The sequence below is a fragment of the Gemmatimonadaceae bacterium genome, assembly GCA_035606695.1.
Classification (GTDB): domain Bacteria; phylum Gemmatimonadota; class Gemmatimonadetes; order Gemmatimonadales; family Gemmatimonadaceae; genus JAQBQB01.
Map to the genome: position 1 here is coordinate 65,755 of DATNEW010000013.1, position 14,959 is coordinate 80,713.

The 14,959-nt window shown below is 64.1% G+C and carries 14 protein-coding genes and 1 tRNA gene; 4 read left to right on the forward strand and 11 right to left on the reverse strand.

Annotation, left to right across the window (positions count from 1 at the left end):
- Window positions 1-7: 7 nt before the first annotated feature.
- The 3 genes from VN706_04325 to purE are packed head-to-tail and all read right to left on the reverse strand — an operon-like array spanning window position 8 to window position 2,267.
- Entirely contained in the window at window positions 8-589 is a 582-nt protein-coding gene (locus tag VN706_04325) for a superoxide dismutase family protein (GenBank protein ID HXT14830.1), read from the reverse strand.
- A complete protein-coding gene (purK, locus tag VN706_04330; GenBank protein HXT14831.1) occupies window positions 586-1,725 on the reverse strand; it encodes a 5-(carboxyamino)imidazole ribonucleotide synthase in 1,140 nt (379 codons plus the stop codon). The genes VN706_04325 and purK overlap by 4 nt, the downstream gene beginning before the upstream one ends.
- Window positions 1,725-2,267, reverse strand: a complete 543-nt coding sequence (purE, locus tag VN706_04335; GenBank protein ID HXT14832.1) for a 5-(carboxyamino)imidazole ribonucleotide mutase — start codon at window positions 2,265-2,267, stop codon at window positions 1,725-1,727. Before purE ends, purK begins: the two co-directional genes overlap by 1 nt.
- Before the next feature lie 78 nt (window positions 2,268-2,345).
- Between purE and VN706_04340 the strand changes: the two genes are divergently transcribed.
- The gene (locus VN706_04340; GenBank protein HXT14833.1) at window positions 2,346-3,812 is read left to right on the forward strand and encodes a hypothetical protein; all 1,467 of its coding nucleotides are present in this window, start codon (window positions 2,346-2,348) and stop codon (window positions 3,810-3,812) included.
- A 178-nt stretch (window positions 3,813-3,990) separates the two neighbouring features.
- Here VN706_04340 and VN706_04345 read toward each other — a convergent pair whose 3' ends face one another.
- A complete protein-coding gene (locus VN706_04345; GenBank protein HXT14834.1) occupies window positions 3,991-5,250 on the reverse strand; it encodes an amidohydrolase family protein in 1,260 nt (419 codons plus the stop codon).
- A 105-nt stretch (window positions 5,251-5,355) separates the two neighbouring features.
- Between VN706_04345 and VN706_04350 the strand changes: the two genes are divergently transcribed.
- Window positions 5,356-5,976, forward strand: a complete 621-nt coding sequence (locus VN706_04350) for a peptidylprolyl isomerase (GenBank protein ID HXT14835.1) — start codon at window positions 5,356-5,358, stop codon at window positions 5,974-5,976.
- Here VN706_04350 and VN706_04355 read toward each other — a convergent pair.
- The 3 genes from VN706_04355 to VN706_04365 all read right to left on the reverse strand — a co-directional run bounded on the left by VN706_04355 (window position 5,960) and on the right by VN706_04365 (window position 9,479).
- Entirely contained in the window at window positions 5,960-6,922 is a 963-nt protein-coding gene (locus VN706_04355) for a lipid A deacylase LpxR family protein (GenBank protein ID HXT14836.1), read from the reverse strand. The two genes, VN706_04350 and VN706_04355, sit on opposite strands and share 17 nt — an antisense overlap.
- 80 nt (window positions 6,923-7,002) lie before the next feature.
- Complete coding sequence (locus tag VN706_04360; GenBank protein HXT14837.1) at window positions 7,003-8,145, reverse strand: hypothetical protein; 1,143 nt, start codon at window positions 8,143-8,145, stop codon at window positions 7,003-7,005.
- Window positions 8,146-8,264: 119 nt separating this feature from the next.
- Window positions 8,265-9,479, reverse strand: a complete 1,215-nt coding sequence (locus VN706_04365; protein ID HXT14838.1) for a cation:proton antiporter — start codon at window positions 9,477-9,479, stop codon at window positions 8,265-8,267.
- A 288-nt stretch (window positions 9,480-9,767) separates the two neighbouring features.
- Between VN706_04365 and VN706_04370 the strand changes: the two genes are divergently transcribed.
- Entirely contained in the window at window positions 9,768-10,268 is a 501-nt protein-coding gene (locus VN706_04370) for a mobile mystery protein A (protein ID HXT14839.1), read from the forward strand.
- A 6-nt stretch (window positions 10,269-10,274) separates the two neighbouring features.
- Window positions 10,275-10,874 (forward strand): mobile mystery protein B, encoded by a 600-nt coding sequence (locus tag VN706_04375; protein HXT14840.1) that lies wholly within the window; start codon window positions 10,275-10,277, stop codon window positions 10,872-10,874.
- 122 nt (window positions 10,875-10,996) lie between these two features.
- Here VN706_04375 and VN706_04380 read toward each other — a convergent pair.
- The 4 genes from VN706_04380 to VN706_04395 all read right to left on the reverse strand — a co-directional run bounded on the left by VN706_04380 (window position 10,997) and on the right by VN706_04395 (window position 14,927).
- A tRNA-Asn gene (locus tag VN706_04380) sits at window positions 10,997-11,069 on the reverse strand.
- A gap of 123 nt (window positions 11,070-11,192) precedes the next feature.
- Window positions 11,193-14,093, reverse strand: a complete 2,901-nt coding sequence (gene uvrA, locus VN706_04385; protein ID HXT14841.1) for an excinuclease ABC subunit UvrA — start codon at window positions 14,091-14,093, stop codon at window positions 11,193-11,195.
- Between the two features lie 160 nt (window positions 14,094-14,253).
- Window positions 14,254-14,517: a GlsB/YeaQ/YmgE family stress response membrane protein gene (locus VN706_04390; protein HXT14842.1), complete on the reverse strand. Its 264-nt coding sequence runs from the start codon at window positions 14,515-14,517 to the stop codon at window positions 14,254-14,256.
- Between the two features lie 140 nt (window positions 14,518-14,657).
- Entirely contained in the window at window positions 14,658-14,927 is a 270-nt protein-coding gene (locus tag VN706_04395) for a GlsB/YeaQ/YmgE family stress response membrane protein (protein HXT14843.1), read from the reverse strand.
- Between the last annotated feature and the right edge of the window lie 32 nt (window positions 14,928-14,959).

Here is a 14,959-nt window from a genome sequence, read left to right on the forward strand (position 1 = left end):
AATTCTACTAATTCGCCGTGATCACACCGCAGGCGACGCGGCCGCCCGAGTTGCCCGCGGGATCGGTCTTGTAGTCGTCGCGGCCGGCATGCACCACGACGGCCGAACCGTCGGCATCGAGCAAGGCGTTCTGTCCTTTCAGCGTGACGTTCGGCAGCAGCGCCTCGAAGTGCAGCGAGCTCGAGGCGGGCGTGTCGAGATTCGGCAGATCGCCGAGATGCGGCCCATGCTGATTCAGGTATCCGTGCTGCCGTTGGCCGGGATTGAAATGGCCGCCCGCGGTTGTGAATGGCGGTTCACATTTTCCAATCGCGTGAATGTGAATGCCGTGCGAGCCCAGTCCCAGGTCGTTCACCGTTCCGTCGACGACGACGCCGGCATAGCTGTCGGCGAACGTCACGCGTCCAACCTGCTTGCCGCTGGCGTCGTGCAGTATCGCGGTGGCCGACGAGAATGTCTCGGGCACGACGACCTGCATTGGCGCGGCCGCGGGGTTGGCCGACGAGGGATTGACCGCGGGCGAGCCGGATGTCTTGCAGGCGACGAGCGTTACAACTGCAGCGAGCGAAGCGAGAGAGGTCTTGATCATGATGGAGTTCCGGTGAGTTCTGCGTATGCGGCGCGCACGCGATCCAACGCTTCCTCGGGTGTGCGGCCGGTGGCTGACAGATGGCCCATCTTGCGTCCGGGACGCGCCCCGCGTTTGCCGTAGAGATGAAGCCGCACGCCAGGATGCGCCAGCACCGCGTCGAAGCGCGGTGATCCAGATTCCCACAGATCGCCAAACAAATTGTAGATCGCGCCCGGCCGCAGCACCGACGTGTCGCCAAGCGGGAGATCGCACGCGGCGCGCACGAGTTGCTCGAACTGGCTCGTCGAACACGCGACTTCGGTTTCATGAAACGAATTGTGCGGACGCGGCGCGAGCTCGTTCACGAGCAGCTGACCATCGGCGAGCAGGAACATTTCGACGGCGAGAATTCCCTCGAGCTGAAATCCATCCGCGATCGTGCGCGCGATCGACTCCGCCTCGGCGACGACGGCGGGGGGCAGCGGCGCCGGAAGCACCGACCACGAGAGAATCTGATTCTCGTGATAGTTGAGTGCCGGCGGATAAAACTTGATCTCACCGCTCGGGCGACGGCAGACCATGATCGACAGCTCGAGATCGAGCGGCAACGCCTGCTCGGCCACCGAGTGCCGCTCACCGAGCGAGAGCCATGCTTCGGCGATGCCGTCGAGGCTCGTCACGCGTGCCTGGCTCCGACCGTCGTAGCCGCCGTGGCACGCTTTCACGAACAACGGCCCGAGTGATTGGTACGTCTCGACGAGATCCGCGGTGGTGCGCACTTCGCGATACGGCCCGATCGGCACGCCGATCTCGGTGAGCCACGCTTTCTGCTTCGCGCGATCCTGGATGATTTCGAGAATTCTCGCGCCGGGACGCAGCGGCGCGTGACGCTGCGTGGCAGCCAGCGCGTCGCGTCCGATCTGCTCGATCTCGAGCGTGACGACGTCACACTGACGCGCGAGATCCTCAGCGGCGTCCGCATCGTCGAACTTCGCGGCGACGACGCGATCGGCCACGGCGCTGGCCGCGCAGTTCGCGTCGGGATCGAGAATGTGCACGTTGTAGCCGAGCGTGCGCGCCGCCATCGCCGTCATGCGGCCAAGCTGGCCGCCGCCGAGAATGCCGATGGTTGCGCCGGGAAGGATCGGTGCCATCAGCTCCGCGCGACGTTGGTGTTCGCGAGCACGTCGTCCGTGCGCCGCTTGCGCCACTCTGAGAGGCGCGAGCGAAGCTCGCGCCGTTGAATGGACACGATCGACGTCGCGAGCAGCGCGGCGTTGATCGCACCCGGCTCGCCAATCGCGAGCGTGCCGACGGGAACTCCCTTCGGCATCTGCACGATCGACAGCAGCGAATCGAGTCCGTTGAGCATCGTCGCGGGAATCGGCACGCCGAGGACCGGCACGGAGGTCTTGGCGGCGACCATGCCGGGCAAATGCGCCGCGCCGCCGGCCGCCGCGATGATGACTTCGATACCGCGCGCCTCGGCGGTCGATGCGTACTCGAACATCCAGTCCGGTGTGCGATGCGCCGAGACGATGCGTGCTTCGTGCGGCACTCCGAGCTCGGCGAGAAGGTCGATCGCCGGCTGCATGTATTTCAAGTCCGATGCGCTGCCCATGATCACGCCGACGATGGCCTTCGAAGCGCCGCTGTCGGTTGGGTGACCGGTGGGTGAGGTAGTCTGGTTCGGCATTTGGGGGAGTGCGGTCGGGAGGAAATATACGCGGGCAGTTGCGCCCACGCTCGTTCACCATTTGCTGAAGAGGTGTGCATGCGGTCGTGTTTTGTCAGACACGCGGGTCGTTGTACGTTCGTCGCCGTACCGATGCTGCTCGGCGCGCTGTCAACGGCGCGCGGCCAGCTCGTGACGCCCAAGACGGTACCGATCCACCAGGACGAGCAGTTCTCGATCATCCCGTCGGCGCGCGCGGGCATGGCCGGCGTATCGATCGCGCTCGACGACACGCTGGCCGACCCATTCGTGAATCCCGCGAAGGCGACGAACGTGAAGGTGGGAACGATCTTCACGAATCCGTTCTCGCACGGCATCAGCGCGGGCCGCGGCGGGGGACACACGCTGCCGCTTGGCGGACTCGGAGCCATGGGCAATTGGTCGGGCGGGGTCGTGTTCGCGTTGCAAGAGCTGGATCATGGTCCGGGGAACGCGATCAGCGATCGCACGGCGTCGAATCAATACGCCACGGTCGTGCTCGCGCGGCGACTGCCGGGCGACGTCTCAGTTGGCGCGTCGGCGTACGTGGCCGGACTGAACGCGCTCGACGGCGTCGATCTGTTGTACGCGGGCAGCGATCGCATCGTGCAATCCGGAACGCTCACGGACTTCCGGCTAGGGTTGACGAAGATGTGGGGCGCGCGGCGATTGGAGGTGTTGCTGCTGAACAACAACACCAACATGAGTGAAGACGTGCACTACACGACGTTCACGTTCACGCCGACGAGCTCGACGACGACGCAGCGGACGGATCACAACGCGGATCATACGAAGATCTGGGGCCTGCACACGCAGTACGTGCAGCCGGTTGGCGAGGAGGGATGGCGCGTGGGTTGGCTCGCGACGGTCAACCGGTTGTCGCATCCCGAAATCCCGAATTATCAGATTCAGAACATTCCGCGCGATCCCGGAACGACGTACGGGTTCAACGCCGGCATCGGCGCCGCTCGGATGTTCGGCCACACGACGTTCGGCGCGGACGTGATCGAGGAGCCGATGGTCAGCAACACGTGGGGCACGGCGGCGCGCGATACCGCGATCGTCGGTGGCGGTACGCTGCTCGCCGGCGCGCGAACGGTCGATAACCACTTCACGTTCACGAATGCGAAGATGCGCATCGGCATCGGCCACGACATTCTGATCCACGACGACACGGCCTCGGTGTTCACGTGGCAGCTCGGCCTCGGCGTGTATGCGATCAACTATCGACTGCATCAGGTGAATCACGTGCAGGCGAACGATCGCTTCGACGACGAAGGGTGGACGGAGTGGACGCCAAGTCTCGGGCTGCGCTGGAGAACGAAGGAGATGACGGTGCAGTACACCTACCGGCGCACGTGTGGGCCGAGCGATTGCACGGACTTTTCGTTTTTTGCGAGCGGGGACAAGGTCACGGTGCCCGCGGCGTCGACCGGCGGGGTGATCGCGGCGCCGAGCTCACCGCTCACGATCGAGACCGGGGTATCGCACGTCCATCAGATCATGGTGGCGATACCGATCCGGTAGAGCAACTGCGAAGGGCGAACCGAACGGGCGAACCGAAACAACGAACTGAACGAGCGAACCGAAACAGCGAACGGAAACGGCGATCTTTCCAATCGCTGTTTCGGTTCGCTGTTTCGGTTCGCTCTCTCGGTTCGCTCTCTCGGTTCGCCGTTTCCATTCGCCGGTCTATCGCCTTCAGCTATCTCTTGTCAACCACCACCTGCCCGCCCTTCATGACCCATTTCACTCCATTAATGAGTACACTCATATCCCTCAACGGATCTCCGTCGACCGCGACGATGTCGGCGTAGTACCCCGGTTGAAGCCGGCCGAGCGACTTCTCCATTCCGAGAATCTCGGCGCCGTTGACCGTCGCCACCCCGAGCGCCTGCGCCGGTGTGAGTCCGGCTTCGACGAGCCAGTGGAGCTCGTGCGTATTTTGCCCGAACATCTCGTGCACCGCGTCCGAACCCATTCCGAGCTTGACGCCGGCTTTGATCGCGCGACGAGCCGTCTCGATGTTGAGCAGCCGGAAAGAGTCGAGTCCCGCGACCTGCCGCGGCGTATAGCGATACTCCTTCGCGTACTCGGCGTAGTAGCGATTGTGGTCGATCGTCGGCACGTAGTAGATGCCGCGCCGCGCCATCTCGGCCAGCGTGGCGTCATCGAGACTCACCGAATGCTCGAGCGTGTTGGTGCCCGCGCGCACCGCATCGCGGCCGCCCTCCGGGCCGTAGGAGTGAATCGCGATGCGCTTGCCGTACTGATGCGCGGCATCCACGGCGGCTTTGATCTCGTCGGCGGAGAAGGTTTCGTTGCCCGACACGTCGGCGCCGGTGCCCGTTGACGCATACATCTTGATGTAGTCGACGCCCGCATCCACCTGCTGCTTCACGGCGTCGGGGATTTGCGAGATGTTGAACACGCGGCCGCGTGCGGTCTTCGTCGTGTCCGTGTTCGGTCGATACGGTGGGCGCGCGCGCTGTAGCCCGTACCCCGCGGCGAAGATGCGCGGCCCCACGAAGACGCCCTTGTTCACCGAGTCGCGCAGCGCGAGATCCGCATAGTTCGACGCGCCGAGGTCGCGGACGGTCGTCACGCCGGTTTCGAGCGTGTGAATCAAGTTCTGGCGCTGCAGCTTGAACGTCAGCTCGAGCGGACGTTGCGGCTGGCGCCACGGATCGCCGCCCGCGTCGGGATCGTACGCGTAGGTGATGTGCGTGTGCACGTCGATCATGCCTGGAACCGCGGTGTAGCGCGTCAGGTCGATGACCTGGGCATTCGCGGGGATGGCGTCGCGCGGACCGGCGATTCGTGTGATCTTGTCGCCGTCGACAATGATGACACCGTTTCGTGTGACGAGACCGTTGCCGTCGACGACGTTCTTGAACTCGAGGACTTTCGTTTGCGCCTGAACCGACGTGGCCAGCGCGAGGAGGATGAGGCTATGGAGTCGCATGCTTGTAACAATGGCATGTCATCCCGAGCGACGCGAGGGATCTTCCGTGTTGGTCTGAGAGCCCGCCCACTCTACCGTGACGCCAGATTCCTCGCTGCGCTCGGAATGACGGTCGCGGCGAGTTGCCACTCCGCGCCGCTCCTTCACCCGAATGTCGAATACTGGCGGCAGCGCGCCCCCGACCTCTACGACGCAACCGTCTCGACGACGAAGGGGGACTTCGTGCTCGAGATTCACCGCGACTGGGCGCCGCACGGCGCCGATCGATTCTATCAACTCGCGCGCGCTCGGTACTTCGATGACTCGCGCTTCTCGCGGGTGGTGCCGAACTTCATCGTCCAGTTCGGCATCGCCGGCGATCCGCGCGTGAATGCCGTCTGGGCGACTCGCACGTTCGCGGACGATTCCGTGAAGCAGAGCAACGTGCGCGGCACGATCGGGTTCGCAATGACCGGCCCGAACGCGCGCACGACGCAGCTCTACATCAGCCTCGTCGACAACTCACGCCTCGACGCGCAGGGCTTTTCGCCGATCGGCCGCGTGGTGCGCGGCATGGACGTCGTGGATCGACTGTACTCAGGGTACGGCGAGACGTCGGGCGGCGGCGTGAGAGCGGGGAAGCAGGGACCGTTGGTCGCGGGCGGCAACGCGTACGTCGATCGAACATATCCACTGCTCGATCATCTCATTCGTGTGACGATAAACGACGTCAGCGATCCACGCTGACGCCGCCCACGAGCGTCGCCCACGGATGCCACTTCGGGCCAAGCGCGTAGGCGCGTGAATCGCTCTGCGCGCGGTACCCGAGTGTGAACTCCTCGTAGCGCAGCTCGATACCGGCGTTGCCCGACAACACGAAAGGCTCATGGCCCACGTGAACACTTCGCTTGAACGTGTTGCCGTCGAGAAAGAGATTGCGCGCGACGGCTTGTCCACTCGCGCCGGCGCTGAGTGTCAGCGCGAATCGATTCGCCTCGACCAGCCACGGATGCGGCAGATGCACGCCAACCCGCGTATCGAGCCCGAGCTCGGCGTTCGTGATCACGTTGCCGACGGACGCGGCGACTCGCGGAAGTATGTCGGCACCGAATGCGTCGCTCTCGATGAGCGAGACGCGGCGTCGTTCCTCGACGCGCGCAACAATGCCGGGCTCGAATCCCAGCTGCCGCGACCAATCCGTGGGGCGGTTGAACGCGGGCCCCGCCCGATGTGCCAACGCCTGCATGTAGCGCGCGAGCGACGGAGCGCCCGTGACGCCGGCCGTGAGCGTGAATTCATCGCTTCGGTGCTCGTCGAGCGCACGCGCGGTCTGCGACAGGAACAACCAGCCCGCGTTGGGACGCGAACCGGGAGCGGCATGGGCGCTGTCGACACTCACCGACGGCGTATAGATGTCCTGTCCGAGCTCCATGCGCGCCGAACGACAACTCCGCGCGCCGACCACGCATGATTCGCGGCCGCCAAGAAACGCGCGCGCCCAGATCGGCGCATCGCCACCGTCGTAGTCGATGTGCACGCCGCTCGTGTACTCGTCGTCCGGACGATTCCACGGCAGCATCCAGAAATCGAACGCGTCGTTGTCGATGCGCAGCGTCAGCGAATGCCGCTCGGTCGCCGATGCCGGCGAGAGTGGCGCCGATTGCGAAATGGCCGCCCCAATCGGGACGGCCATAGAGCAAAGAATTATCGCTACCCGCGGAATTCCGAGCGAAGGTGCGAAGCGCCGTAGTGAGGAACCATGTTCAAAACTCACTACTGATATTGGATGTACAGGGGCTTCGGAAGCAAGCGGAGCACCTCGAGCGGCGTCAGCAAGGCGTCGCCTTTCCGGACGTCGTTGTGGTAGAAGAGCTTGAATCCCGTGAATTCGACCGGGTGCGCGACGATGTAGTCGCGGTACGAATCGAACTTGAGCCACGGCGGACCCCAGCCGTCCATGTCCATCACCACCTGCACGTGCGGCGTGGGCTTGATGCTCTCGGCATCGGGCACCATGTCGGAGCGGAAGCGATGCACGATCAGGATCTTCGGCGGCAGATTGTGTTCGGTGACCAGCTTGTCGAGCGTTTGAATCGCATAGTTCACGTCGCTCGCCATCATCTGTCCGACCTTCGCGCTCGGCCGAACGCCTTCGCGCTTGTAGTGCATGTAGAACTCGGGATCGACGCCCAGATGGACGTCCGGCCGCTCGAGATACTTGAGGAGCAGCGGCAACTCGGTTTGCAGCGTGCTGTGCCCCGCTTGGATATCGACGAACAGCAGCCCTTTGCGGCTCTTCGCCCAGTTGTACGCCTTCTCGATCGTCTGCGGGTTCTCGCGCCGGCGCCAGCCGCCGTCCGCGCCCGGATCACCCGATGCGACGACGGTCACGAGGTGAATCGCGGGAATGACCGGCGTCGTCGGATCGGCCTTGCGCCACTCGGCAACGGTCTTGTCGAGCATCGACAACATCTGATCCTCGGGATACTCGCCGAGCACGCCCATCTTCTTCGAGTGCGGGTTGCCGTAGTAGGCGACGATGCGGTTTTCCGGCAGCAGCGAGCCGGCGAGACGCGTCGGGCCTTTCGGCCACGTGTCGACCTTCTTCGCCCCGGCGCGAATAGCCGAGCGATACTCGGCCTCATCGGCTTTGGTGCGACCGGGGTTCAAGTTCATGCTGTTCGTATCGCCCTTGAGGAACGCGGTGAGCGATACAGGCCCGGCGATCGCGGACGCGCGCGATGCGGCGGCGGAGTCGCTGCTGACGACGTCGCCGCCGGCGGTGCCGTTCGAGCCGTTGCCGGCGGGCGAACTGCTCGCGTGCGCGCTGGTGCTGTCGGGCGTGGCCGCTTTGGCGCTCGGCTTCCCGCTGCATGCGGCGAGCGCGACGGCGCCGGCTGCGGCGAAGGAGAGCATCAATTCACTGCGATACGTCATGTTCTCGAGGTCTCTGCGCGGGGTGTGCGGGGTGTGATGTGGTACACCAACGAAGACAAATGGGCACCGTACGTGCCAGCGCGACGGCGTGTTCAGCGTTACGGCGGCGTAGCGGGCGCAACGGCAACTCTGGTGACGCGAAGCAGCGCCCCCATCGTCGTTCCCTGCAGCAACAACGAGAGGACCACGACGCCGACGCTCATCGCCACGATGAGGTCGCGCCGCGGGACGCTCGCCGGCAGCGACAGCGCCAACACCATCGACAGCGCACCGCGCAGTCCGCCCCACAGCAAAATGTGCGACCAGCCCCTCGGCCACGCTCGCGTCGTGCGCTGGCTCAGCGCATCGACGAGATAAACGACGCCGGCCCGCGCCACGGTCATCGCCACGTACGCGATCGCGATCTCTCTCCAGAATCTCGCGAGATCGCCAAGCGGCACCGCGAACCCGATCAACAGGAACACCACCGAGTTCAGCGCGAAGGCGATGTATTCCCAGAACGACGATACCGCGACGCGCGTCGTTTCCGACATCGCCACGGGGCGCGTGTAGCTGCCGCAAAGCAGGCCGGCGGCCACCGTGGCGATCACGCCGGAGACGTGGAAGCGCTCGCCGACGACGAAGGAGCCGTAGGCCGCGATCATCGTCAGCGTGATCTCGATCATGGGATCGTCGATGCGGCGAATGGCCTGCGTGATGATCCAGGCGATGGCGACACCGACGACCACTCCGCCTCCCGCGACGAGCATGAAGCTCGCCCCGAGCCGCGGGACGCTGGCCGGGGCTCCAGTGACGACACCGAGAATGAGCGCGAGCAGGACGATCGACGTGCCGTCGTTGACGAGGCTCTCGCCTTCGATCAGCACCGCCAGCTCGACGGGGACGCGCATCTGGCGGAACAGCGCCGTCACCGCGACGGGATCGGTCGCGGCGACGATCGCGCCGAACACGAACGCCAGCGTCATCGAGAATCCAACCGTCAACCCGAGCGTCGAGAGCGCGACCTCGGTGAGCGCGCCCGTGATCGCGATCGTGGCGATGACGCCGGGGACCGCGAGGAGCAGGATCCCGATGAGGTGCCGGCGGAAGGCAATCCAGTTCAGCGCGTAGGACGCCTCGAACAGCAATCCCGGCAGGAAGATGGTGAACAGCAGCTCGCGTGTGAGATGCGGCGGTTCCACCACGTGCAGCGCGCCGAGCGCGATGCCGGCGACGACGAGCGAGACGGTGTAGGGGAAGCCGAAGCGTCGCGCGACGATCGCGACGACCATCGCGACGGACAGGAGAACGATGAACACGCTGTCGACGGTCATCTCGGCGGAGTGTCGCGCGGAATGCAAACTCCCCGGCGGGAGGGCGGTGGTGGGACAGCGAACGGATATGTTCGCCCTTAAAGCAAAAAACAGTTATTTTTCGGCGAGTAAAGTAAAAAATAACTTGCTTTTGTGCGATTTAAAGCAAAATATTATATGCTTTTTTCGTACTTAAAGCAAATGGTCAATTGCTTAAATTCTATGTAAAGCAAGTGTTTCTTTGCTCAAAATCTGCTGAGAAGGACACGAAAAACAGGTCTCCGCCATCCCAATATGGGTACTCGAGCAATGTCACGGAAGCCAAAGCGCGGTCGCCCAAGCCAGCCGCCGGTTGAGTTCGCAACGTTGCAGCTTCGACAGCTCGACCGGCATTTCAGCGAACTGAGTCGCTTGGCGTTGAGAGCCCTTGCCGCCCCTCCTGGGGGGTGGATCAAGGCAATTCGAACCGCACTAGGGATGAGCCAGGAGCAGCTCGCGCGCCGACTCGACGTGACGCGCCAGAGCGTTGCCTCACTCGAGCGCGGCGAAAGCAGCGGCAAAGTGACGTTACGCGCCCTGCGAAACGCAGCCGAGGCTCTCAATTGCGAACTCGTTGTCGCACTGGTACCGAGGCAGCCGCTCGAACACGCCGTCAATGATCGGGCTCGTGCGAAGGCCCTGGCTGAGAGAGACAGGCTCATCCACACGATGCGACTCGAGGCGCAGGACGAATCCGTCGGAGACGCGTTAAGCCTCGACGCGGATACTGCGAAATGGCTGACCGAGCGCCGCTCAGAGCTTTGGGATTAGGCCGGATTGACTGAGCCTGCAGACGAAGTCGTCGAGGGAGCCACTCCGCTTGATGAAGATGAGCAAGAAGGGCTGCGAGTCGCTGCCAAGACACGCGGGGACTTGAACCAGCTCGAGGCTGTGAACATTCAAGCTGCCACGGAGTGGGCCGCAAAAAAGCGAAATTTCGATCCCTTCTCCGTGAACGACCTGCGTGACCTGCACCGCCGCATGTTCGGATCCGTTTGGGACTGGGCAGGGACGTTCCGACAAACGATGAAGAACCCGTCTCCTTTACCTGCCCACGCGGTTCAGAACGCGATGCACGACTTTGCGGCGAACTTCAAGGCTCAGTATGAGTCTGCCAATCGGTCGCCTGAAGACTTGGATCGTATCGCGGCGCGCTATCACCACGAGCTGGTTCGAATTCACCCGTGGCCCAACGGAAACGGTCGCCACGCAAGACTTGCGACGGACCTGCTGCTGCGACGAATGGGGCGTCCGCCATTTACGTGGGGAAATAGCGATCTCCTTAAAGTCACCGCCGCTCGATCGGCCTATCTCGCTGCGCTCCGCGCGGCGGATGGATACGACCTGACGCTGCTTTATGATTTTGTGCGCTCCTAAGCCGCTCCGAGGGTGAACGGGTTGGATTGTCGTTCTTTCCGTCTAGCTTCGCTCATGGGGCCGTTGGACCACCTCGCGAAAAAGAAAAGGGCCCGGCGATTGACTCGCCGGACCCTTTTGTACTCCCCGAGTAGGACTCGAACCTACGACCACTCGATTAACAGTCGAGCGCTCTACCAACTGAGCTATCGGGGATCAGACAAGGAAAAGTAGCGAGGCGAAGGACCAAGTCAACTGCGTCCAACCGCAAGGAGCATCGTTACTTATGCTCTGTCATCCTGAGCGAAGCGGAGCGCAGCGAAGGATGACAGCTTGCGCCTACACCGCCGCCGGCACTCGCTGCTCGGCCGCCACCTTCTTCGGCCGCGTCTGTTCATACTCCGTGAAGCCGGGCAGAACCGTGCGCAGCCACTGGCCCGTGTACGACTGCTTCACCTTCGCGATCTCCTCCGGCCGCCCCGACGCCACCACCTCGCCACCACGATCGCCCGCCTCCGGACCCAGATCGATCACCCAGTCCGCGAGCTTGATCACGTCCATGTTGTGCTCGATCAGAATGAGCGTGTGGCCCGCGTCGACCAGCCGGTCGAACACCTGTGACAGTTTTCGAATGTCGTCCAGGTGCAGGCCGGTCGTCGGTTCGTCCATGATGTACACTTTCTTGCCGCTCTTCTTCGCGCCGAACACCAGCTCGCGCGCCACCTTGAGCCGCTGTGCCTCGCCGCCCGAGAGCGTCGTCGCGGCCTGACCCAGTCGCAGGTAGCCCAGGCCGACTTGCTGCAGCTGCCAGAGCGCCTGGCCGAGCTTCTCTTCGCGCGGGAAGAAGCGGATCGCTTCGTCGATGGTGAGGTCGAGCACCTCGAAGACGTTCTTGCCGTGCACGCGCACGTCGAGCACCTGTGGCTTGAATCGCTTGCCGCCGCAATCGTCGCACGGCACGAACACGTCGGCCATGAACACCATCTCGACCTCGAGATAGCCCGCCCCCTCGCACGTCTCGCAGCGTCCGCCCGCGACGTTGAAGCTGAACGTGCCGGCCGTGTAGCCGCGTTCGCGCGCCAGCGGTGCGTCGGCGAAGATACGCCGGATCTCGTCGTACGCCTTCACGTACGTCACGGGATTCGACCGCGGCGATTTGCCGATCGGACTCTGGTCGATGACCACGACGTCGTCCAGCGCCTCGACGCCGGTGATCGTATCGAACGCGCCGACGACCTCGCCCAGGTGCTGCTTGGCCGAATGTTCGCCGTGCAGGCGCGTCTCGAGCGCCCGTGCCAGCACGTCGTGTATGAGAGTACTCTTTCCAGAACCGGAAACTCCGGTCACTGCGGTGATGGCGCCGAGGGGGATCTTGATGTCCACGCCCTTGAGGTTGTGCTCGCGGGCCCCCGTCAGCGTCAGCCACCTTGGGCCCAGCCGCCGCCGCTCGGCGGGGACGGGAATCTCGCGCCGACCCGTCATGTACGCGCCGGTGAGCGGACTCTCCGCGATCCGTGAGATCGGACCGTTGAACACGAGCTGGCCGCCCTTGTCGCCGCTCGCCGGTCCGAGCTCCACCATGTGATCGGCGGCGCGAATGGCGTCGGGGTCGTGCTCGACCACGAGCACGGTGTTGCCCGTATCACGCAGACGATGCAACAGCCGCAGCAGCCGGTCCATGTCGCGCGAGTGCAGGCCGATCGACGGCTCGTCGAGCACGTAGAGCGTGTCGACGAGTTGCGAGCCCAGCGAGTTGGCGAGGCCGATGCGCTGCGCTTCGCCGCCGGAGAGCGTGCGCGTCGCGCGATTCATCGTCAGGTAATTGAGGCCGACGTCGCACAGGAACTGCACGCGGTCGCGCGCTTCCTTCAGAATGTGGCCGGCCACCTGGCGCTCGAACTCCGTCATCTCGAACGTGTCGAGCCACGCGAGCAGCTGGTCCACCGGCAGCTCGCTCACCTCGGCGATGGTCCGGCCGCCGAGGCGCACCTGCAGCGATTCGGGCTGGAGCTTGGTGCCGTGGCAATCCGGGCACTCCTGCGCGGTCTGGTACTGCCGTAAGAAAACTCTAATATACTGCTTGTACTTTTTCTCCTCGAGATCGACGAGGAAGGGAAAGATGCCCTTGTAGCCGCGGACCTTGGCGCGGAGCAGCTTTTCGCGGGCCGCCTTGGAGAGCTTCTCCCACGGCGTGTCCATCGAGATGCCTTCCTTCTTCGCATACTCGGCGAGCGCGCGGCGCTTGTTCTCGTAGCGCGGCATGGTCCACGGCGCGATCGCGCCCTCGCGCAATGAACGCGCGGGGTAGGGCACGATGAGCGTTTCATCATACTCGAGCGTGGCGCCGAAGCCGTTGCAGCGCTTGCAGGCGCCGCGGGGGCTGTTGAAGGAGAAGAGCTGCGGCGTCGGCGACGGCGCGCGCGTGCCGTCGTTGGGGCATTCGAAGCGTTCGGTGAATCTGAGAACGGGCGTCTGGGCGTATGGGCGTGTGGGCGTGTGGGCGGGAACCGACACCGGCTCGGTGAAGACGATCGTGCAGTCGCCGTCGCCTTCGCGAAATGCGGTACCCACGGCTTCCGGAAGTCGGCTCCTGGCTTCGTCGCTCACCGCGAGACGGTCGACGACCACCAGCAACTGCTTCGCGAACGTGACGTCGATATTCTCGCTCATGAGATCATCGAGATGCTTCACGGCGCCGTCGACGACGACGCGGACGAAGCCCTGGGCGCGCAAGTTCTCCACGACGACTTCGTGCGTCACCTCGTGCGACAGCGCGAGCGGATACGTGACGTAGAAGCGCGTCCCCGCGGGCAGCGCGAGGATCGTGTCCGTCACCGATTGGACCGTATCCGGCTTCATCTCGCGGCCGCAGAGCGGGCAGAACGTGCGGCCCACCCGCGCCCACAGCAGGCGCAGGTAGTCGTAGATCTCGGTCGCGGTGCCGACGGTCGACCGGGACGTCTTCGTTGGATTCTTCTGCTCGATGGCGACGGCGGGAGAGAGGCCGTCGATCGAGTCGACGTCCGGCTTCTCCATGCGCTCCAGGAACTGGCGCGCGTACGCCGACAGCGATTCGACGTAACGCCGCTGCCCCTCGGCATAGATGGTGTCGAACGCGAGGGAGGATTTCCCGGAACCCGACGGTCCGGTGATCACCGTGAACGCGCGGCGCGGAATCTGGAGGTCGAACCCTTTCAGGTTGTGCTGCCGTGCGCCGCGGACGACGATGAAATCCTTCATTCGTCGAAATTTAGCGGAATGCGGGGGACCGAAGAAAGGGCGAAGCGACGGTCATCCTCGCGAGCGAGTGGAGCGAGCGAATCGAGGATCTGCTTGTGTGAACGCTGTTCCGAAGAGCAGATCCTCGACTCGCCTTCGGCTCGCGAGGATGACAGGGGTGCTACTTCCGTCGCCTCGCCAACCTGCCAATCACCAGCAGTATGATCGCCCCAAACGTCGCGATCCCGATGTCTCGGAGATCGAGCGTTCCTGCATCGACCGTCCCCCAGCCCAGCTTCGTCCCGATCCACCCGCCGAGCAGTGCGCCAACGATCCCCAGGAAGATCGTGAAGATGCAGCCCGCGGGATCGCGCCCCGGCATGAGGAACTTGGCCAGCGAGCCGGCGATCAGGCCGAGAAGAATCCAAGAGAGCCAGAGAGGCATGTGCGCTGGGCGATGAGCGATGGGCGCTGGGCGTCACTTAGCGGAGAGTGGTCAGCACCGACTCACCAACTCTAACGACGAAGCGGGAGCCGCGGATTCACCGCAACTCCCGCCCATCGCCCAACGCCCATCGCCCAGCGCTAGATCGTTGTCGTCCCGCGCGTCCGAGTGACCGCACGATAGATCCACAACAGCACCAACGATCCCACGATCGCGAGCAGAATGCTCCACAGCGAGAAACCGTTCAGTCCGGCACCGGTGATTGCGTTGCCGATGATGCCGCCGAGGAATGCGCCGACGATCCCGATCAGAATCGTCACGATGATGCCACCCGGATCCTTCCCCGGCATGATCGCCTTGGCGATCGCGCCCGCGATCAGGCCGAGCACGATCCACGCGATGAAACCCATAGCTGATCCTCCGATAAGGGGGTCGACACCAC

Bases quoted from the DNA above. Each gene is read 5' to 3' on its own strand.
- VN706_04325 (HXT14830.1), bottom strand. From the start codon at position 589: ATGATCAAGACCTCTCTCGCTTCGCTCGCTGCAGTTGTAACGCTCGTC.
- purK (HXT14831.1), bottom strand. From the start codon at position 1,725: ATGGCACCGATCCTTCCCGGCGCAACCATCGGCATTCTCGGCGGCGGC.
- purE (HXT14832.1), bottom strand. From the start codon at position 2,267: ATGCCGAACCAGACTACCTCACCCACCGGTCACCCAACCGACAGCGGC.
- VN706_04340 (HXT14833.1), top strand. From the start codon at position 2,346: ATGCGGTCGTGTTTTGTCAGACACGCGGGTCGTTGTACGTTCGTCGCC.
- VN706_04345 (HXT14834.1), bottom strand. From the start codon at position 5,250: ATGCGACTCCATAGCCTCATCCTCCTCGCGCTGGCCACGTCGGTTCAG.
- VN706_04350 (HXT14835.1), top strand. From the start codon at position 5,356: ATGACGGTCGCGGCGAGTTGCCACTCCGCGCCGCTCCTTCACCCGAAT.
- VN706_04355 (HXT14836.1), bottom strand. From the start codon at position 6,922: ATGGCCGTCCCGATTGGGGCGGCCATTTCGCAATCGGCGCCACTCTCG.
- VN706_04360 (HXT14837.1), bottom strand. From the start codon at position 8,145: ATGCTCTCCTTCGCCGCAGCCGGCGCCGTCGCGCTCGCCGCATGCAGC.
- VN706_04365 (HXT14838.1), bottom strand. From the start codon at position 9,479: ATGACCGTCGACAGCGTGTTCATCGTTCTCCTGTCCGTCGCGATGGTC.
- VN706_04370 (HXT14839.1), top strand. From the start codon at position 9,768: ATGTCACGGAAGCCAAAGCGCGGTCGCCCAAGCCAGCCGCCGGTTGAG.
- uvrA (HXT14841.1), bottom strand. From the start codon at position 14,093: ATGAAGGATTTCATCGTCGTCCGCGGCGCACGGCAGCACAACCTGAAA.
- VN706_04390 (HXT14842.1), bottom strand. From the start codon at position 14,517: ATGCCTCTCTGGCTCTCTTGGATTCTTCTCGGCCTGATCGCCGGCTCG.
- VN706_04395 (HXT14843.1), bottom strand. From the start codon at position 14,927: ATGGGTTTCATCGCGTGGATCGTGCTCGGCCTGATCGCGGGCGCGATC.